Annotated in this window: 16 protein-coding genes; 11 read left to right on the plus strand and 5 right to left on the minus strand. The window is 71.1% G+C overall.

Going from position 1 to position 19,239, the window contains the following annotated elements; genetic code table 11:
- Positions 1 to 79: 79 nt before the first annotated feature.
- The gene (locus tag IEY89_RS08740) at positions 80 to 733 is read right to left on the minus strand and encodes a pirin family protein (RefSeq protein WP_189146929.1); all 654 of its coding nucleotides are present in this window, start codon (positions 731 to 733) and stop codon (positions 80 to 82) included.
- A gap of 60 nt (positions 734 to 793) precedes the next feature.
- Between IEY89_RS08740 and IEY89_RS08745 the strand changes: the two genes are divergently transcribed.
- The 5 genes from IEY89_RS08745 to fabF all read left to right on the plus strand — a co-directional run bounded on the left by IEY89_RS08745 (position 794) and on the right by fabF (position 5,831).
- Entirely contained in the window at positions 794 to 1,999 is a 1,206-nt protein-coding gene (locus IEY89_RS08745) for a PucR family transcriptional regulator (RefSeq protein ID WP_189146717.1), read from the plus strand.
- 89 nt (positions 2,000 to 2,088) lie between these two features.
- Complete coding sequence (locus IEY89_RS08750; protein WP_189146718.1) at positions 2,089 to 3,039, plus strand: ACP S-malonyltransferase; 951 nt, start codon at positions 2,089 to 2,091, stop codon at positions 3,037 to 3,039.
- A 14-nt stretch (positions 3,040 to 3,053) separates the two neighbouring features.
- Positions 3,054 to 4,049 (plus strand): ketoacyl-ACP synthase III, encoded by a 996-nt coding sequence (locus IEY89_RS08755; RefSeq protein WP_189146719.1) that lies wholly within the window; start codon positions 3,054 to 3,056, stop codon positions 4,047 to 4,049.
- An 81-nt stretch (positions 4,050 to 4,130) separates the two neighbouring features.
- Positions 4,131 to 4,379 (plus strand): acyl carrier protein, encoded by a 249-nt coding sequence (locus tag IEY89_RS08760; protein WP_055525601.1) that lies wholly within the window; start codon positions 4,131 to 4,133, stop codon positions 4,377 to 4,379.
- Between the two features lie 180 nt (positions 4,380 to 4,559).
- Positions 4,560 to 5,831: a beta-ketoacyl-ACP synthase II gene (fabF, locus tag IEY89_RS08765; RefSeq protein ID WP_189146720.1), complete on the plus strand. Its 1,272-nt coding sequence runs from the start codon at positions 4,560 to 4,562 to the stop codon at positions 5,829 to 5,831.
- A 127-nt stretch (positions 5,832 to 5,958) separates the two neighbouring features.
- Here fabF and IEY89_RS08770 read toward each other — a convergent pair whose 3' ends face one another.
- On the minus strand, positions 5,959 to 6,453 hold the full coding sequence (locus IEY89_RS08770) for a DUF3145 domain-containing protein (protein ID WP_006374635.1): 495 nt from the start codon (positions 6,451 to 6,453) through the stop codon (positions 5,959 to 5,961).
- A 273-nt stretch (positions 6,454 to 6,726) separates the two neighbouring features.
- Between IEY89_RS08770 and IEY89_RS08775 the strand changes: the two genes are divergently transcribed.
- Together IEY89_RS08775 and IEY89_RS08780 are read left to right on the plus strand one after the other, a co-directional pair.
- Positions 6,727 to 7,629 (plus strand): SGNH/GDSL hydrolase family protein, encoded by a 903-nt coding sequence (locus IEY89_RS08775; protein WP_189146721.1) that lies wholly within the window; start codon positions 6,727 to 6,729, stop codon positions 7,627 to 7,629.
- 19 nt (positions 7,630 to 7,648) lie between these two features.
- Positions 7,649 to 8,626, plus strand: a complete 978-nt coding sequence (locus IEY89_RS08780; protein WP_189146930.1) for an aldose epimerase family protein — start codon at positions 7,649 to 7,651, stop codon at positions 8,624 to 8,626.
- Positions 8,627 to 8,737: 111 nt separating this feature from the next.
- Here the strand turns inward: IEY89_RS08780 and IEY89_RS08785 are convergent, their stop codons facing one another.
- On the minus strand, positions 8,738 to 11,206 hold the full coding sequence (locus IEY89_RS08785) for a beta-glucosidase family protein (RefSeq protein WP_189146722.1): 2,469 nt from the start codon (positions 11,204 to 11,206) through the stop codon (positions 8,738 to 8,740).
- A 164-nt stretch (positions 11,207 to 11,370) separates the two neighbouring features.
- On the opposite strand from IEY89_RS08785, the gene IEY89_RS08790 reads away from it, so the two are divergent.
- Positions 11,371 to 12,642 carry a pyroglutamyl-peptidase I gene (locus IEY89_RS08790; protein WP_189146723.1) on the plus strand — a complete coding sequence of 424 codons (1,272 nt, stop codon included), beginning with the start codon at positions 11,371 to 11,373 and terminating at the stop codon, positions 12,640 to 12,642.
- Here IEY89_RS08790 and IEY89_RS08795 read toward each other — a convergent pair.
- Positions 12,615 to 13,421, minus strand: a complete 807-nt coding sequence (locus IEY89_RS08795) for an EI24 domain-containing protein (protein ID WP_189146724.1) — start codon at positions 13,419 to 13,421, stop codon at positions 12,615 to 12,617. The two genes, IEY89_RS08790 and IEY89_RS08795, sit on opposite strands and share 28 nt — an antisense overlap.
- Positions 13,422 to 13,582: 161 nt before the next feature.
- Between IEY89_RS08795 and IEY89_RS08800 the strand changes: the two genes are divergently transcribed.
- Positions 13,583 to 16,195, plus strand: a complete 2,613-nt coding sequence (locus IEY89_RS08800; RefSeq protein WP_189146725.1) for a M14 family zinc carboxypeptidase — start codon at positions 13,583 to 13,585, stop codon at positions 16,193 to 16,195.
- A complete protein-coding gene (locus tag IEY89_RS08805; RefSeq protein WP_189146726.1) occupies positions 16,192 to 17,367 on the plus strand; it encodes a serine hydrolase domain-containing protein in 1,176 nt (391 codons plus the stop codon). The genes IEY89_RS08800 and IEY89_RS08805 overlap by 4 nt, the downstream gene beginning before the upstream one ends.
- 83 nt (positions 17,368 to 17,450) lie before the next feature.
- Here the strand turns inward: IEY89_RS08805 and IEY89_RS08810 are convergent, their stop codons facing one another.
- Positions 17,451 to 18,473 carry an NADP-dependent oxidoreductase gene (locus tag IEY89_RS08810; RefSeq protein ID WP_189146727.1) on the minus strand — a complete coding sequence of 341 codons (1,023 nt, stop codon included), beginning with the start codon at positions 18,471 to 18,473 and terminating at the stop codon, positions 17,451 to 17,453.
- A gap of 139 nt (positions 18,474 to 18,612) precedes the next feature.
- Between IEY89_RS08810 and IEY89_RS08815 the strand changes: the two genes are divergently transcribed.
- Entirely contained in the window at positions 18,613 to 19,050 is a 438-nt protein-coding gene (locus IEY89_RS08815) for a MarR family winged helix-turn-helix transcriptional regulator (protein WP_189146728.1), read from the plus strand.
- The last annotated feature ends 189 nt before the right edge of the window (positions 19,051 to 19,239 follow it).

The following is a 19,239-nucleotide window of genomic DNA, read 5'->3' on the forward strand; positions in this document are numbered from 1 at the left end:
GCCCTGGGCCTGGCTGCACAGACGGTGGGGGCGGGTGGGTGGGAAACACCGGCCGGGCTGGAGGGGCGGGCTCGGGTCGTTACGTTGTCATCTCCCACAGCAGCAGCTCCGCCGGCGTCAGCCCTACCGCCTCCATCCCCTCCGCTCCCGTGATCCGTGCCGCGTCGCCCGGGCCCAGGTTCTCCGGGCCCAGGCGCACCTCACCCCGTACGACATGGACGTACACGTACACCGCGTCCGGCACCGCCGTCCGCTCCCCCGCCGCCAGTCGGCGTACGTGCAGCATCGCGCCCGCCTCCGGGACCGCGTACGGCGTGGAGTCCGCGATGCCGTGCACCGTCTCGTAGGACGGGGTGCCGCCGGGGGTGAGCGGGGCCAGCCAGGTCTGGACGAAGGTCAGGGGGGTCTCCCCTTCGTTGCGTTCCACGTGCCGTACACCCGCCGCCGCGCTCAGGCGTTGCACGTCCCCCGGGAGCACCACCGTCTCGTGACCCGTCGAGTCGCGGTGGGTGAGTGTCCCCTCCGTCACCCACGTCACGATCTCGGTGTGGCTGTGCGGGTGTTCGTCGAAACCGGCGCCGGGCGCCAGGCGTTCCTCGTTGCAGGCGATCATCGTGCCGAAGCGGAGGTTCTCCGGGTCGTAGTGGGGGCCGAACGAGAAGGCGTGCCAGGATTCGATACCGGCTGCCGGGTCGCCCCCTGGATAGCGCTCGTGCGCGCGCCGTACGTCCATCACGCACCCACGGTAGACCCGACGCCGCACGCCCCCGTCCTGATAAGGCAGTCTTGTTCCGTGCCCGAACCCGAATCCCACCGCCCCGAGCCCTCCGCACGTCCCGCGCACCCGCACCCGGCGACCCTCAGGCGGCTGGAGAAGTCGTCCGGGAGCCTCGCCGCGCAGGCGATCACGCGCATGGACGAGACGCTGTCGTGGTACAGGGCCATGCCCCCGGAGAACCGTTCCTGGATCGGGCTGGTCGCCCAGGCCGGCATCGCCGCCTTCACCGAGTGGTTCCGGCATCCCGATGCTCCGCAGGCCATCTCCACGGACGTCTTCGGTACCGCTCCGCGCGAGCTGACCAGGGCGATCACCCTGCGCCAGACCGTCGAGATGGTCCGTACGACCATCGAGGTCATGGAGAGCGCCATCGACGAGGTGGCCGCTCCCGGTGACGAGTCCGTGCTGCGCGAGGCGCTGCTCGTCTACGCCCGTGAGATCGCCTTCGCCACCGCACAGGTGTACGCCCAGGCCGCCGAGGCACGGGGTGCCTGGGACGCCCGGCTGGAGTCGCTCGTCGTCAACGCCGTGCTCAGTGGTGAAGCCGACGAGGGGGCGGTCTCGCGGGCCGCCGCGCTCGGCTGGAACTCTCCCGAGCATGTGTGCGTGGTGCTGGGCACCGCGCCCGACGGTGACAGTGAGCTGACCGTCGAGGCGATCCGGCGGGCCGCCCGGCACGCCAAGGTGCAGGTGCTGACCGGGGTGCTGGGCGATCGGCTCGTCGTCATCGCGGGGGGCAACGACAATCCCCTCGCCGTCGCCAAGTCGTTGATCGGGCCTTATGCCGCCGGGCCCGTGGTCGCGGGGCCGATCGTGCCCGATCTGCTCGCCGCCACCCGGTCCGCACAGGCCGCCGCCGCGGGGCTCAAGGCGTGTTTTGCGTGGCAGGACGCTCCGCGTCCGGTGCTGTCGGACGATCTCCTTCCGGAGCGCGCGATCGCCGGTGACCCGGGGGCGCGCGACCAGTTGGTGGAGGAGATCTACAGACCGCTGGAAGAGGCCGGATCCGCGCTTCTTGAGACCCTCGCCGTCTATCTCGAACAGGCGAGCAGCCTGGAGGGCGCGGCCCGCATGCTCTTCGTTCACCCCAACACCGTGCGCTACCGGCTTCGACGTGTGACTGACGTCACCGGATGGTCACCTTCAGATGTACGATCCGCATTCACACTGCGGATCGCGCTGATCCTGGGGCGCCTGGCCGATGGGGATCTCCAGTCCTAGGGTTTTGTCGGGGGTCTACAAAACCCCCTCCTGTTCTTCGTCCTTGTCCCCACGGGCGGCCGTGCCCGTACCCAAGAGAGAGTGTGAGAGTGCTCGTACTCGTCGCTCCCGGCCAAGGCGCCCAGACGCCCGGCTTCCTGACTCCCTGGCTCGAACTGCCCGGTGCCGCCGAGCGCGTCGCCGCGTGGTCCGACGCCATCGGGCTCGACCTCGCCCACTACGGTACCGAGGCCGACGCCGACGCGATCCGCGACACCGCTGTCGCCCAGCCGCTGCTGGTCGCGGCCGGGATACTGTCCGCCTCGGCACTGGGTGCCATGGGCGGTGACCTCACGCCCGGCGCCGTCGCCGGTCACAGCGTCGGTGAGATCACCGCCGCCGCCTTCGCGGGCGTACTCGACGACACGGCCGCCCTGACCCTCGTACGCAAGCGCGGTCTGGCCATGGCCGAGGCAGCGGCCGTCACGGAGACCGGGATGGCGGCGCTCCTCGGTGGTGACCCCGAGGTGACCGTGCGGCACCTGGAGAAGCTGGGCCTGACCCCGGCGAACGTGAACGGCGCCGGGCAGATCGTCGCCGCGGGTACGGTCGAGCAGATCGAGGCCCTCGTCGAGGACAAGCCCGAAGGGGTGCGCAAGGTCGTCACCCTGAAGGTGGCCGGCGCTTTCCACACGCACCACATGGCTCCTGCCGTCGACGTCCTCGCCGCTGCCGCCGCTTCGCTGACGCCCGGCGACCCGAAGATCACGTACGTCTCGAACAAGGACGGGCAGACGGTCTCGGACGGCTCCGAGGTGCTCGCCCGGCTGGTCGGGCAGGTCGCCAACCCGGTGCGCTGGGACCTGTGCATGGAGACGTTCAAGACGCTGGGTGTGACCGCGTTGATCGAGGTGTGCCCCGGCGGCACCCTCACCGGTCTCGCCAAGCGCGCGCTGCCCGGCGTGCAGACCCTGGCCCTGAAGACCCCCGCCGACCTCGACGCCGCCCGCGAGCTCATCGCCGCGTCCCTGACCTCCGCCGCCGACGCGGCGGGCGCCTGAAAGGAGCCCGAGCAATGTCGAAGATCAAGCCCAGTAAGGGCGCCCCGTACGCGCGCATCCTGGGCGTGGGCGGGTACCGGCCGGTCAGGGTCGTGCCCAACGACGTGATCCTGGAGACGATCGACTCGTCCGACGAGTGGATCCGCTCCCGCTCCGGCATCGAGACCCGGCACTGGGCCTCCGACGAGGAGACCGTCGCCGCGATGTCCCTGGAGGCGTCCGGCAAGGCGATCGCGAACGCGGGGATCACCGCCCGGCAGATCGGCGGCGTGGTCGTCGCCACCGTCTCGCACTTCAAGCAGACCCCGGCCGTGGCCACCGAGATCGCCGACAAGCTCGGCACGGCCAAGGCCGCCGCCTTCGACATCTCGGCCGGCTGCGCTGGCTTCGGCTACGGCCTGACCCTGGCCAAGGGCATGGTCGTCGACGGTTCGGCGGAGTACGTCCTTGTCATCGGCGTCGAGCGGCTGTCCGACCTGACCGACCTGGAGGACCGGGCGACCGCCTTCCTCTTCGGTGACGGCGCGGGCGCGGTCGTCGTGGGCCCGTCCCGGGAACCGCACATCGGTCCGACCGTGTGGGGCTCCGAGGGCGACAAGTCGGACACCATCAAACAGACCGTTCCATGGAACGAGTACGACAGTTCCGGCAAGTTTCCTGCGATCACGCAGGAGGGCCAGGCGGTGTTCCGCTGGGCCGTGTTCGAGATGGCGAAGGTCGCCCAGCAGGCGCTGGACGCGGCCGGGATCACCCCGGACGACCTGGACGTCTTCATTCCCCACCAGGCCAACGAGCGGATCATCGACTCGATGGTGAAGACCCTCAAACTGCCGGAGCACGTCACGGTCGCTCGCGACGTGCGCACCACCGGCAACACGTCGGCAGCCTCGATCCCGCTCGCGATGGAGCGGCTTCTGGCGACCGGCGAGGCGAAGAGCGGCGACACTGCGCTCGTCATCGGCTTCGGGGCGGGTCTCGTGTACGCCGCGACGGTCGTTACCCTCCCCTAGGCACCTCGCACCGGATCTTCGGATCCGGGACGAGGACACCTGCCAACCCTCTGGATAGATACACAAGAAGGAGCGCCTGCCATGGCCGCCACTCAGGAAGAGATCGTCGCCGGTCTCGCCGACATCGTGAACGAGATCGCCGGCATCCCGGTTGAGGACGTCCAGCTGGACAAGTCCTTCACCGACGACCTGGACGTCGACTCGCTGTCCATGGTCGAGGTCGTCGTCGCCGCCGAAGAGCGCTTCGACGTCAAGATCCCCGACGAGGACGTCAAGAACCTCAAGACGGTCGGCGACGCCACCGAGTACATCCTCAAGAACCAGGCCTGATCCACCGGCCCTGATCCACCGGTCCTGCTCATCGGGACCGGTGGTCAGGACCGGTCGTCAGGGCTGGTCGTGGGGGTTGATCCCACTGATCGGTCCCTCAGCCCCGCCATCCGGCGGTGGCGCCGTTCTCCCCGCCTGTGCGGGGGTTGTCCTCCCGTATCCGTTGGAGAAGGAATTCCCGTGAGCCCGACCAATCGCACCGTGGTCGTCACCGGTATCGGCGCAACCACACCGCTGGGTGGCGACGCAGCCTCGACCTGGGAAGGTCTGATCGCCGGCAGGTCCGGCGTCCGTCCCCTCGAACAGGAATGGGCGGCCGAGCAGGCCGTCCGCATCGCCGCGCAGGTCGCGGTGGAACCGTCCGAGGTCATCCCGCGGCCCCAGGCCCGCCGGCTGGACCGGTCGGCGCAGTTCGCGCTGATCGCCGCCAAGGAGGCGTGGGCCGACGCGGGCTTCACCGACCGGGCGGGCGAGGGCGAGGGCCCGGCCGTCGACCCGGACCGGCTCGGCGCCGTCATCGCCTCGGGCATCGGCGGAGTCACGACGCTGCTCGACCAGTACGACGTGCTGAAGGAGAAGGGCGTGCGCCGCGTCTCCCCGCACACCGTCCCGATGCTGATGCCCAACAGCCCCTCCGCCAACGTGGGCCTGCTCGTCGGTGCCCGCGCCGGTGTGCACACCCCGGTCTCCGCCTGCGCGTCGGGCGCCGAGGCCATCGGCTACGCCATCGAGATGATCCGCACCGGCCGCGCCGACGTCGTCGTCGCGGGTGGCACGGAGGCGGCCATCCATCCGCTGCCCATCGCCGCGTTCGGCAACATGATGGCGATGTCCAAGAACAACGAGAACCCGCAGGCCGCGTCCCGTCCCTACGACACGGACCGCGACGGCTTCGTGATGGGCGAGGGCTCAGGTGTGGTCGTCCTGGAGTCCGCCGAGCACGCCGCCGCGCGCGGTGCCCGTGTCTACGCGGAGGCGGTCGGCCAGGGCATCTCGGCCGACGGCCACGACATCGTGCAGCCGGAGCCGGAGGGGCGCGGTATCTCGGCGGCCCTGCGGAATCTGCTGGCCAACAATGATCTGGACCCCGCGGAGATCGTGCACGTCAACGCGCACGCGACGTCGACGCCGGCGGGTGACGTGGCCGAACTCAAGGCGCTGCGCAATGTGTTCGGCGCGGATGTCGACCACATGGCGGTGTCCGCGACCAAGTCGATGACCGGGCATCTGCTCGGTGGCGCCGGCGGGGTCGAGACGGTGGCGACGGTGCTCGCGCTGTACCACCGGGTCGCCCCGCCGACGATCAACGTCGACAACCTCGACCCCGAGGCCGACGCGGACATCGTCCGGGGAGAAGCCCGCAAGCTGCCTGTCGACGGTCGTATCGCCGCCCTCAACGACTCGTTCGGGTTCGGTGGGCACAACGTGGTGCTGGCGTTCCGGTCGGTCTGACGGACGGCGAGTACAGCCGCACACAGGCGAAGGCCCCACCGATCGGTGGGGCCTTCGCCTGTCGCTCGGAACAACCGGCACGACGTTCGTGAAGAGGTCACACCACAAGGCGTCACACCGCAAGAGGTCACACCACTTGGTGCAGCCATCTCACCGGGGCGCCCTCGCCCGCGTACCGGAAGGGCTCCAGCTCGTCGTCCCACGGTTTGCCCAGAAGTTTGGCCAGTTCGGCCTCCAGGTCCGTCTCGCCTCGCTGGGAGCGGGTCAGGGCGGCGCGGAGGCGGTCCTCGGGGATGAGGATGTCGCCGTGGATGCCGGTGACGGCGTGGTAGATGCCGAGGTCGGGGGTGCAGCTGTAGCGCTCGCCCTCGGCGGTGGCGCAGGGTTCCGCGGTGACCTCGAAGCGGAGCAACTGCCAGCCGCGCAGGGCCGACGCGAGCTTGGAGGCCGTGCCGACCTGCCCCTTCCAGGAGAACTCGGAGCGCCAGGTGCCCGGTGCGGCGGGCTGGCGGATCCAGTCGAGGCTGACGCGCGTACCGAGGACTCCGGCGACGGCCCACTCGACGTGCGGGCACAGCGCGCGCGGCGCGGAGTGCACGTACAGAACTCCACGTGTCGTCACTGCAACCTCCGGACAGAGCGGGACATCTTGCGAACTGGCTGAGCAGCGGTGGCGGGGCAGCCGCGTTGATGGCGAGGCTACCGTGCGGCGGCGCAAGGAGTGTGACGTACCGTCGGTCCCGATGCCATGAAACGCCCGCCATTCACCCAGGGGGACGCTTGTACGGGTGTGCGACGTTGCAACGTTTGGCGCATTAGTTGTTTTCGGTTCGGGAACTGTCGTGCGTTGTTAAGGGCGAGGGCCATTGCACGCCGACCGAGGGGACCCGAAGGAATGCGGAAACGAAGTCACCGTTCGCGGGCCGCCGCCGCCGTCGTGTCGGCGGCCCTGCTGGGCGTCGCCGGGTGTGACGCCGCCGGTGGCACGTCTCCGGCGCCGGACGGCACCCGGGCGAAGGCGAAACCGTCGGCGACCCCGACGCCCGCCTGGGACAGCAGTCCGGCCTCCATGGCCGCCGTGGGCGACTCCATCACGCGGGGCTTCGACGCCTGTTCGGTGCTGTCCGACTGCCCCGAGGTGTCCTGGGCGACCGGCGCCGACAAGGACGTGAACAGTCTGGCCGTACGGCTGCTGGGGGCGTCCGGGGCTGTCGCGCGCAGCTGGAACTACGCGGTCAGCGGGTCCCGGATGGCTGATCTGCCCGCCCAGATGACGAAGGCGGCCGTCCAAAAGCCCGCGCTGGTGACGGTGATGACGGGGGCCAACGACGCGTGCCGGGCGTCGGTGGCGGAGATGACGTCGGTGGCCGACTTCCGGTCGTCCTTCGAGAAGGCCCTGCGGACCCTGCGGACGGCCGCGCCCAAGAGCCAGGTGTACGTGGCGAGCGTGCCGGATCTGAAGCGGCTCTGGTCGCAGGGACGGACCAACGAGATGGGCAAGGCGGTGTGGAGGCTGGGGATCTGCCAGTCGATGCTCGCCGACCCCGACGCGGTCGACGCGGCGGCGACCGCGCGGCGGGACGAGGTGCGGGCGCGGGTGGAGGCGTACAACTCGGTGCTGGCGAAGGTGTGTGCCACGGACCGGCTGTGCCGGTCCGACGGTGGCGCGGTCTTCGACTACGACTTCGGGACACGGCAGCTGAGCCCCTGGGACTGGTTCCATCCGAGCCGCGACGGGCAGGCGCGGCTGGCCGAGATCGCGTACCGCGGGGTCACCGGCAAGAAGGCGGTGACCTAGGGTTTTCCGCATGGCCCATATCAACGAGCTCTTCGGCACACTGTCCGACGGCACCCCCGTCCACCGCTGGACGCTGGAGCGGGCCGGGGTCCGGGTGCGCGTGCTGTCGTACGGCGGGATCGTGCAGTCGGTCGAGGTTCCGGACCTGGCCGGGCGGCTCGTGGACGTGGTGCTGGGGTTCCCGGACCTGGCCGGTTATCTGGCGCACCCGGAGCCGTACTTCGGCGCGCTGGTGGGCCGGTACGCGAACCGCATCGCGGGCGGCGCCTTCGTGCTGGACGGCCGGGCGTACCGGCTCGCGCGGAACAACGGGCCCAACTGCCTGCACGGCGGTGTCCACGGCTTCGACAAGCGGGTGTGGGACGCGGAGCCGGTCGAGCACGGGGTGCGGTTGTCGCTGGTGAGCCCGGACGGCGAGGAGGGGTTCCCGGGGCGCCTGGAGCTCTCGGCGACGTACACGCTGGACGCGGACGGGGCGCTGCGGATCGCGTACGAGGCGGTCACGGACGCGCCGACGGTGATCAACCTGACGAACCACACCTACTGGAACCTGTCCGGCCCGGCCTCCGGCAGCACGGGCGGGCACGCCCTGCGCATCGACGCCTCGCGGTACACCCCGGTGGACGCGGACCTGATCCCGACCGGCGTCGAGCCGGTGGCGGACTCCCGCTTCGACTTCCGTACGGAACGGAAGGTGGGCGTCGAGTACGACCACAACTTCGTCCTCGACAAGGGGCGGACGGAGGGTTCGGTGGAGGTCGCCGAGTTGTACGACCCGGCATCGGGGCGGGTCCTGACCGTGGCGACGACCGAGCCCGGCATTCAGCTCTACACCGCCGACCACCTGGGCGAACCCTTCGGGCCCGGGCACGGCGTCGCCCTGGAGACCCAGCACTTCCCCGACTCGCCGAACCGGCCCGGGTTCCCGAGCACGGAGTTGCGGCCGGGGGGCACGTACCGCTCGGAGACGGTGTACGGGTTCGGCGTACGGGAGTGAGGGGCGGCGCGGCGCTCAAGGGCGCGCGGTCCGTGTGCGGGCCGCCGGCGGGCCCCGGTCCAGGGGTCAGGTCCCGGGCCGGGGCCGGCTGGTGGGGCGGACTGCCCTCGGCTAGACCGTAATCGGAGAGGTGAGCCTGCGGTCGGTGATCGAGCGGCCCACCTGAATTTCGTACGAACCTTTCACAAAGGCCCACCCGTTGGCGGACTCGTCCCAGATCTCGAAGGCGCGGCGCGGGAGTTCGAGGGCTACTTCCACTGTTTCGCCCGGCGCGGCCTCGATCCCGGCGAAGGCTGCCAGCCGGCGGGCGGGGCGGTCGGGGTCCGGGGTGGTCGGAGCGAGGTACGCCTGTACGACTTCGCGGCCCGCGCGCGTACCCGAGTTGGTGACCCGGACGGTGACGGTCACCCCGTCCGCCCGACTCCCCTCCGCCTCGGCCGTCTCGTACGTCCAGTCCGTGTAGCCGAGGCCGTGGCCGAAGGGGTAGGAGGGGATGCGGCCCTCCTTCTCCCAGGCGCGGTAGCCGATGAACACACCCTCGGTGTACGGGAGTTGACCGTCGGTCGGGGTGACCCGGGTGACCGGGGCGTCGGTGAGCGCGCCCCAGGTGGTGGGGAGCCGGCCGCCGGGTTCCCGGTCGCCGGTGAGGACGTCCGCCAGGGCCGCGCCGCCCTCCTGGCCGGGGAACCAGGTCAGCAGCACGGCGGCGACCTCGTCGCGCCAGGGCAGTTCCACCGGGGAGCCGGAGTTGACGACCACGACGGTGTTCGGGTTGGCGGCGGCGACGGCGCGCACCAGGTCGTCCTGGCGGCCGGGGAGTCGGAGGTCGGTGCGGTCGAAGCCCTCGGACTCGACGCGTTCGGTGGTGGCGACCACGACGACGGCGGTGTCGGCGGCGCGGGCGACCTCGGCGGCCTCGGCGATCAGTTCGTCGGGGTCGCGTCGCGGTTCCTGGTGGCACAGGCTGAAGCCGACGGACTTCATCGCGGCGTCGTCGGGGAGGACAACGCCGTAGGTGAGGGACACCTCGACCGGTGTGTCCGCGGTCAGTTGGACCTCGGCCCGGGGTTGGGGGTCGCCGAAGAACGCGATGAAGGGGTCGTCGCTGTCGGTGGCCTGGACGTCGTCGTAGTACGTCGTGCCGTCGACGGTGAGGGTGAAGGCGCCGAGGCCCTTGATGCCGAAGGTGTGCGGGCCGGTGTCACGCGGGGTGAAGGTGCCGGTGAGTTCGACGGTGTGGAGCCGGTCGTGGGTGACGCCGTCGGGGAGGTCCGCGCCCATCCAGTTGATCTGGCCGCTGGGGGCGGAGCCGGTGCCGATGACCGTGCCGGCGGCGTCGCGGCAGACGGCGCGCAGGACGAACCCCTTGTCGGCGACGGCGAGTTCGGTGTTCGGGTCAGCACCGACGGAGTACGTCAGGGCGCCTTCGGGGAGGGCGGCGGCGAGGCCGTCGAGCGGGGAGACGACGTGGGCCGGGAAGACGGTGGCGGAGCCGCCGCCGAGGACGCGGGCGTCGCGGGCGGCGGCCCCGACGAGGGCGACGGTGTGTCCGGCGGGCAGGGGAAGCGCGCCCTGGTTGCGGACCAGGACGAAGGAGCGGTGGGCGATCTCGCGGGCCAGGGCCTCCCCGTCGACCGGTGCGGGGAGGTCGGCGCGGGCGACGGCGGGCTCGGCGCCCTCCAGGACACCGACGCGGGCGGCGAGGCGCAGCACGTTGCGTACGGCCCCGTCCAGGGTGGCCTCGGGCACGTGTCCGTTCCGTACGGCCCGGGCGAGGGGGGCGCCGTACACCGTCTTCGGGCCGGGCATGGCGACGTCGAGGCCGCCGTTGATCGCGCCGATGGTCGAGCGGGCGGCCGTCCAGTCGGAGACGTTGTAGCCGTCGAAGCCCCATTCGCCGCGCAGGACCTCGTTGACCAGGTAGCGGTGTTCGCTCATCGTCGTGCCGTTGACCGTGTTGTAGGCGGTCATGATGCCCCAGGGGTGGGCGTTCTCGACGATGGCCTCGAAGGGGGCCAGGTACAGCTCGCGCAGGGCGCGTTCGGAGACCAGGTTGTCCACCGTGAAGCGGTCGGTCTCGGCGTCGTTGGCGACGAAGTGCTTGACCGTGGTGCCGACGCCACCGGACTGGACGCCGTTCACGTAGCCGGCGCCGATCCGCCCGGTGAGGTACGGGTCCTCGCTGTACGCCTCGAAGTGCCGGCCGCCGAGCGGGGAGCGGTGCAGGTTGACGGTGGGCGCGAGGAGCACGTGGACGCCCTTGCGGCGGGCCTCCTGGGCCAGCAACACCCCCGCCCTGTGGGCGAGTTCGGGGTCCCAGGTGGCGGCGAGCGCGGTCGGGGAGGGCAGGGCGACGGAGGGGTCGTCGGCGGTCCAGCGGGTGCCGCGGACGCCGATCGGGCCGTCGGACATGACCAGGGACCTCAGCCCGATCTCGGGCAGTTCGGGCAGCGACCACGAGTCCTGCCCGGCCAGCAGCCGGGCCTTGGCGTCCAGGTCGAGCCTGCCGAGAGCCGCCTCGACAGCATCCTCGCGTGCCTTGTCGTTCGGTACCTGTGGAACCTGTGGTGCCTTCGTCACGTGGGCGCCTCCTCGTCGAAGTCCATGAACGTCTCCCCGCCTCCCACTATGGCGTAGACCACTTCCACCACGCGATACTGCGGCCGTCCGGCAGCACCCCACGGCTGCCCACGGCTGCCCACGGCTGCCCACGGCTGCCCACGGCGACGGAAGGCTGAACTCCCTTGAATTCCCCACGCGTTCGGATCGGCATACTCGGGTTCGCCCTGGTGGCGGGGCTCTCGGCGCCCGCCACCGCTTCGGCGGCGGACACCCCGGTCGCACCCACGGTCGAGGAGCAGCGGCTCGACAAGGCGGCGCCGCAGGAGATCCTCCGGCGCTCCGGATTCGACGCCGTGGCCCCGGCGTTCGCGCGGGCGCTCGGCGGCGCACGCTCGTACGCGGAGGCGCGCGGACTCGTCGTACGCCGGGGAGCGGTGCTGTGGCAGCGGGCCGTCGACCGGGCGCAGGGACGCGGGCCGGCCGGCGGCGATCTCAGCCGGGACGACGACCGGCCGCTGTACTGGGCGCGACTGGGGATGACCCGTGAACTGCGTTTGTGGGAGCCGTCGTTCGGGGTCAGTGACAGTCAACGGGCTGCGTTGCTAGGTGAGTTGGAGCGGAACTCTCGTGGACAGGCATCGGTCCGTTATCCGTGCGGCGGGGCGTCGAAGCGGGTTCTCGTCACCGGGTTCGATCCGTTCACGCTCGACCGGGACATACGGATCTCCAACCCGTCCGGGGCCACCGCGCTCGCCCTCGACGGCACGGTGATCGAGACGGCGGAGGGCCGGGTCAGGGTCGAGGCCGCTGTGTTCCCGGTGCGCTGGCAGGACTTCGCCGAGGGGACGGTGGAGCGGACGCTGAAGCCGCTTCTGCCGACGGTCGATCTGTTCGCGACCGTGAGTCAGGGGCGGGTCGGACGGTTCGACGTGGAGCGGACCAACGGGGCCTGGCGGGGCGGCTTCCCGGACAACGAGAACATCGCCCGGACGCAGACCGTTCCGGTCGGCGACCCGGCCTCGCAGCCGCAGTGGACCTCGACGACCTTGCCCCACAAAGCGGTTGTCGCCGCGGACACCGGGCGCTTCCCCGTGTACGACAACACCAGTGTGACCGAGATACCGGCAGGCGGCAGCGATCCCGTCGTACGGGCCGACGGGCCCACCGCCGGGTCGACGGCGCGGGCCGGGGGCGGCGGGAACTACCTGTCCAACGAGATCGCCTACCGGGCGACCCTGTTGCGCGACCGGCTCGGTCTGGGCGCCACGCTTCCCGGCGGGCATGTGCACACGCCCGTGCTGCAGTTCGGGACGGGCAACACCGACCCGGCGACCGGGGCCGTGACCGACCCCGAGTTCGTGCGGAACCGGCTGGACATCATCGCGCAGGTGCGGTCGATCCTGGCCGTGGCCGTGGACCCGTCCGGTCAGGATGCCGAGGTCGACGTCTCCTGATCGCCGGAGTCCTTGTCCCGCGAGGAGTCCCGGGTCTCCTCGCCGAGCAGGTCGCGGGCCATCATCGTGGCGCCCGCGACCGCGCCCGGCATCAGGAACACGGCGACGAACGGCACCACGAAGGCCAGCGCGAGCGGCGCGCCGAAGCCCCACACGAGCAGCTTGCGGGAACGCAACAGGGCCAGCCGCTCCCGGAGTTCGACCCGGCGCCGCTGGAGGGCGACGCCGGCCAGCTCCTCGGTGAGGAAGAAGCCGGTGACCATGAAGCCGAGCACGGGTACGACGGTCTGCCCGGCGACCGGGACGAAGCCTAGGGCGAAGACGAGCAGCGCCCAGCACAGGGCCCGTACGAGGACCCGGAGGCTGTCACGGGCCGAGATCCACAACTCCTTGTGCAGCGGCAGGCCCGACTCGGGGGCCGTGCCGTCGGGGGACACGTCACGGTCGACCTTCTCGGAGAGGTTCTCGTAGAAGGGCTGGCCTATGAGGAGGGTCATCGCGGTGAAGGTGAGGACCGAGAGGAGCAGGGCCAGGACGAAGAGGAGGCCGGTGAGGAAGCCGCGGAAGAGGCCGAGCCAGGGGCTCGACCAGCCGTCGGCGAAGGGGGTCGCCCAGGTGGTGAGGTCGGTGCCGTAGAGGGCGAGGGAGGTCAGGGCGGCGAGGTAGAGGACGAGGGTGAGAAGGCCGGGGAGCAGCCCGAATCCGTACTGCCTGCCGTGTCGGGCGACCCAGCGCTGGCCTTTCAGGAGGTAACGGAAACCTGTCACGAGATCGCTCATGGGGGAACTCTATCGGGGACTCTTCCGGCCCCCTCGGCATCGGCCGTCCGGGGCATTCGTGACGCGGAGACCCTCTTGCTGACGTTGAGTCGAGAGGGTACATCTCGCCGTACCGATCACAGGAAGCACCGGAAGTTCAGGAAGCATGGGAGAAGGTACGCGTGCGTCGCACAAGACCCGTTCCACCGAGCCCTGTTCTGCTCACCGTCCTCGCCGTCGCCACGGCGGGCTCGCTCCTGCTCACCCCCCACACCGCCACCGCCGACCGTAAGCCCGTCACCCGTGAGGGGGTGGAGGGTACGGGGTCGGAGGCTGAGCGGTCCGCCGACGACCCGCGCGCCGCGAATACCTCCGCCGGCGCCGCCGTCCGCGCCCTCACCGCCCCTGTCACCGATCTCACCGACCGGGGGCGCGGTTACCCCCGCGAGCAGACCCTGTCCCCCGACCCGGAGAACCCGGCGGACAAGTCCATCAAGCTGGGCCTGATCCCGTACCACGGCATCGCCCCGAAGCTGAACGCCCTCCAGAAGCTGGGCGACCGGGTGAGCGTCGAGGTCGCGGGCCGTTCCGCGGGCGGGCACCGGCTCTATCTCGTCACGGTCACCGCGCCGGAGAGCGCGGCGCAGACGCGCGCCCAGGAGGGCATGCGCGAGCTGATCGAGAACGCGCCCACGGTCGCCGCCAAGAGCCGGGCGGTCAAACGGAGTTACAAGGCGCCCGTCTTCGTCAACAACAACATCCACGGCAACGAGTGGGAGGGCACCGACGCCTCCCTGAAGCTGATCGAGCGGCTCGCCACCGCCACCGACGCCAGGACCCGGGACCTGCTCGCGCACAGCCGGCTCTACTTCAACATCACCGCCAACCCTGACGGCCGGATCGCCGGCACCCGCGCCAACGCCAACGGGTTCGACCTGAACCGGGACTTCGTCACCTCCTCGCAGCCCGAGGGGCGGGCGATGCGGCAGATCGAGATCGACAAGCAGCCGACCGTCATGCTCGACGTGCACGGATACGTCAACGGCACCCTCATCGAGCCCACCACTCCCCCGCACGGCGAGAACTACGAGTACGACCTCTTCCTGAAGAACTCCTACGCCAACGCCCTCGGGATGGAGGCCGCGGTCAACGGCCTCGGCTACACACCGCGGAAGGACGGCGTCGAGCCCGCCCAGATCCCGTTCCGTGATCAGGAAGAGGGCTGGGACGACTGGCCGCCGATCTTCACCCCGCAGTACGCGGCCTTCCACGGCACGGTCGCCGCGCACACCGTCGAGATCCCGCTGACGGTCAACAACCGCGCCTACGACACCCTCCCGGTGGACGAGTTGCGCCGCCGCTCCGCGATCAACGTCGCCGTGGCCGGCGCGGCGATCACGGGGACCCTCGACTACGTGCGGGATCACCGGGCTTCGCTCGTGGCCGACCAGATCGAGGTCTTCCGGCGCGGTGCCGCGGGGGCCGCCCAGGTGCCGGTGTCGACGACGTCCGTCCCGGGTGTTCCGGGGATCGGGCCGGAGGACGTCTACACGACCACCTTCCCCCGCGCGTACGTCATCCCGGCGGGCACCTCGGCCCAGCGCTCCGCGCCCGCCGCCGCCCGGCTGGTCGACCAGCTGCTCGCCAACGACGTCCGCGTCACCCGCGCGACCCACGCCTTCCGCCTCGGCGGACGGACGTACGCGAAGGGTTCGTACGTCGTCGACATGCGTCAGCCGAAGCGCGGGCTCGCGAACGTGCTGCTCGCCGACGGGCGGGACATCAGCGACAAGGTGTCGGTGATGTACGACATCTCGGGCTGGAGCCTGGGCCGGTTGTGGGGCGCGACCGTCCAACCGGTCGACCGGGGCAGCCTGTCGGGCGCGCCCCTGCGGGCGGTCGCCGCTGCCACGCGCCTCGGGTACGTCGCTCCGCACGGCAGGCTGCGGCTGCGCCTGGACGATCCGCGTGAGATCGCGGCTCTCAACTCCCTTCTGCGCGACGGTGTTTCGGTACGGCGGGCAGCGGACGGCAGTGCGATCGTCCCGGCGTCTGCGCGCGGGAAGGCGGTCGCGCTGGCCCGTACGTACGGCGTCGCCTTCGACGCGACGAAGGCGACCGGTACGGCCACTCTGCACCGCACCCGGGTCGCGGCGGCCGTCACGTCCGGGGAACTGTTCGCGCTGCGGGAGATGAACTTCGAGGTCACGCCGGTGTCGACGGCCGTCCTCAACGCCGGCTTCGACTGGTCGAGGGCGGATGTGCTGTTCGTGTCGCAGGGCGTGGAGTACGACGGCCTGACCCCGGCCGCCCGTATGGCACTCGACGCCTTCCTCGGCTCCCGGGGGCTGGTCGGCCGGGGTGCGGAAGGGGCAGCGCTGAACTCGGCCGCCGGGCTGCTGGCGGCCAAGCCGGTCGAGGGCAACGGGGACGCCAACGGCGTTGTCCGGGTGGTGAATTCGGGCCGGAGCCCGGTCACCGGCGGGGCGCCGGACCACGGGTTCGTCTACGCGCCCGTCTGGTTCACGGACCTGGGCCCCGGCGTGCGGGTCGACCAGTCGTACGGGGCCGGGAATCCTCTGGTCTCCGGGCACTGGCGGCCCTTGGCGGACGGCTCCGGGGGTCCGGCGGCAGCGGCGGGACAGGCGTCGGTGGTCAGCGGGCCGCACGCCGTGCTGTTCGGCACCGAGCCGCTGTTCCGGGATCATCCCAAGGGGGAGTTCGCGCAGGTGGCACGTGCTTTGCTGAGCGTGCCGACCGCGACGATCGGTACGTCGGGCGAGGAGAGCGGATGACGCAGGAGACCACCGAGGCCGCGGGACGACTCGTCCGGGGCACGGTCGCCGAGGGCTTCGAGGCGGTGCGGGAGGAGTTCGCCGCCTTCGTCGCCGGTGAACTGCCCGACTACGAGGGCCAGTTGTGTGCGTATGTGCACGGCAGGCGGGTCGTCGACCTGTGGGCGGGGCCGGACACCGAACCGGACACCCTCTACGGCGTGTACTCGTCCACGAAGGGCGCCGCCCATCTCGTGGTCGCCCTGCTGGTCCAGGAGGGCACGCTGGAGCTGGACCGCAAAGTCACCTACTACTGGCCGGAGTTCTCCCCTGAGGGCAAGGCCTCGCTGACCCTGCGCGACCTGATCGCGCACCGGGCCGGGCTGGTCGGTACCGACACCGGTTTCACCCTGGAGGAGCTGGCCTGCGACCGGCTGATCGCCGAACGCCTCGCGGACCAGCGCCCGTTCTGGCGCCCCGGCACCGCCTTCGGCTACCACGCCCTGGTCATCGGCGCGTTGACCGGCGAGATCGTCCGGCGCGCCACGGGCCGTACGCTCCAGGAGGTCCACGAGGAGCGGGTGCGGGTCCCGTACGGCCTGGACTTCTACCTGGGGCTGCCGGAGGCACTGGAGCCGCGCTTCCGTACCGTCCAGCCGATGCGACCGACGCCGGTGGAACGGGAGTTGCTGGACTCGCTGCCCTCCGGGCCGCACACGCTCGCCTCGATCGCCTTCAACCGCAACGGGGTCGAGCCCACCGACATCGAGTCCCTGCCCAACCACCGGGTGGTCCGCGCCAAGGGTCCGGCGTCGGTCGGCGGGGTGGCGTCGGCGCGTGGGCTGGCCGGGCTGTACGCGGCGGCGATCAGCGAGGTCGGTGAGCACGCGCCGCTGCTGAAGCCGGACACGGTGGCGGAGTTCGGCCAGTTCCACTCGACCGGCTACGACCTGGTGGCCCGTGCCCACAAATCGTTCGGCCTGGGCTTCCAGAAGACCGCCGACGTGGCCTACCCGTTCCTGGGTGCGGGCACCATCGGTCACAGCGGCGCGGGCGGCTCCCAGGCCTTCGCCGACCCGCACAGCGGTCTGGCCTACGGCTACACCCGCCGCCGGTACGCCTTCCCGGGCGGAGCGGCGCCGGAGAACGAGCGGTTCGTACGGGCGGCGCACACGGCGGCGCTGCGCGGCTGACCCAGCCTCCCGTCCAGCGGACGAGGCCGCACCCCACGTCCAGGGGTGCGGCCTCGGTCATACCGTCAAGAAGGTCCGGTGGCTCAGAACTTGACGATCATCTTGCCGGTGTTGTCGCCGCGCAGCACCCCGAGGAACGCCTCCAGGTTGTTCTCGATGCCCTCGACGACCGTCTCGCGGTACTTGAGCTCGCCGGAGCGGACCCAGGCACCGACCTCCTCGACGAACTGCGGCTGGAGGTCGTAGTGGTCGCCCACGAGGAGGCCCTCGATACGGCCGCGGGTGGCGATGAGACGGGCGAGGTTCTTCGGGCCGGGGGCGGGCTCCGTGTTGTTGTAGACGGAGATCATGCCGCAGATGGCGATCCGGCCGGCGTGCTTGAGGGAGCCGATGGCCGCCTCCAGGTGGTCGCCGCCCACATTGTCGAAGTACACGTCGATGCCGTCGGGGGCGGCCTCGCGGAGCTGCGAACTGACGGACCCGTCCTTGTAGTTGAAGGCGGCGTCGAAGCCGTACTCCTCCACCAGCAGCTTGACCTTCTCGTCGGACCCGGCGGAACCGATGACCCGGGAGGCACCCTTGAGCTTGGCGATCTGCCCGACCTGGCCGCCCACGGCGCCGGCCGCGCCGGACACGAACACGACGTCGCCCTCCTTGAAGGAGGCGGTGCGCAGGAGGCCCGCGTAGGCGGTGAGGCCGGTCATGCCGAGTACACCGAGGTACGTCGACAGCGGCGCGGCCTCGGGGTCGACCTTGACGGCGTCCTTCGCGTTCACCGCCGCGTACTCGCGCCAGCCGAGGAAGTGCAGGACGTGGTCACCGACGGAGAAGCCCTCGGCGTTGGAGGCGACGACCTCGCCGACGGCCCCGCCCTGCATGACCTTGCCCAGTTCGAAGGGGGCGACGTACGACTTGGCGTCGCTCATCCGGCCGCGCATGTAGGGGTCCACGGAGACGTACAGGTTCCGCACCAGCACCTGGCCTTCGCGAGGCTGCGGGACCTCGGCCTCGACCAGGGCGAAGTCCTCGGCCTTCGGCCAGCCGACCGGACGGCTGAGCAGGTGCCATTCGCGGCTGACGGTGGGGAGGGTGAGGGTCTCGGACATGAGGGGGGCCTTCCGGTGCGGCTGACTGTCTCTGTGTCTACGGGTACCTGGGGGTTGTACGGCTCAAATGTTTCAGTACCTGAAACAATAATGCTCCTGAACATTTCATGATGTCAAGTAAACGGGTAGCCTGGAGAGCATGGCCACACCGGAGAAGACCCGTCGCCCCGACCCCCTGACCCTGGAGGTCGTCGACCTCATCGGCGCTGTCGTGGCCCGCTACCACGAGGAGTACGAGGAGGCGGCCACCCAGCACTCCCTCACCGGAGCGCAGGCCCGCCTGCTGAGCCTGCTCTCCCTGGGCCCACTGCCGATGCGGCAGCTGGCACGGAAGCTGCGGTGCGAGCCGTCGAACGTCACGGGGATCGTGGACCGCCTGGAGTCCCGCGACCTGGTCGAGCGCCGCCCCGACCCGTCGGACCGCCGGGTGAAGCTGGCCGCCTGTACGGACGAGGGGCTCAGGGTCGCGCGGAGCCTGCGCGATTCCCTGGACTTCGCCCGGGAGCCGCTGGCCGGACTGTCGGACGAGGAGCGGGTGCTGTTGCGGGGGTTGCTGGTGCGGATGGTGGAGGCGTAGCCACGGGCGCGCAGCGGGCCCTCGGTTCGCGGAAGGCTCCGGCGCTTCGGTGACGCGTCGAGCGAGGGCGGACGGGCGAACGGGAGGGAAGGGGCCGGGGCCGGTCGGGTCCCGTGCGCTCGGCCTTCCGGAGCCACCGACGGTGACCGGCGGGCGGGGGCTCCCTGGCCGCGCCGAGAGCCCCCGTGG

The sequence above is a fragment of the Streptomyces lacrimifluminis genome, from assembly GCF_014646095.1.
In the GTDB taxonomy this organism is placed as follows: Bacteria; Actinomycetota; Actinomycetes; order Streptomycetales; family Streptomycetaceae; genus Streptomyces; species Streptomyces lacrimifluminis.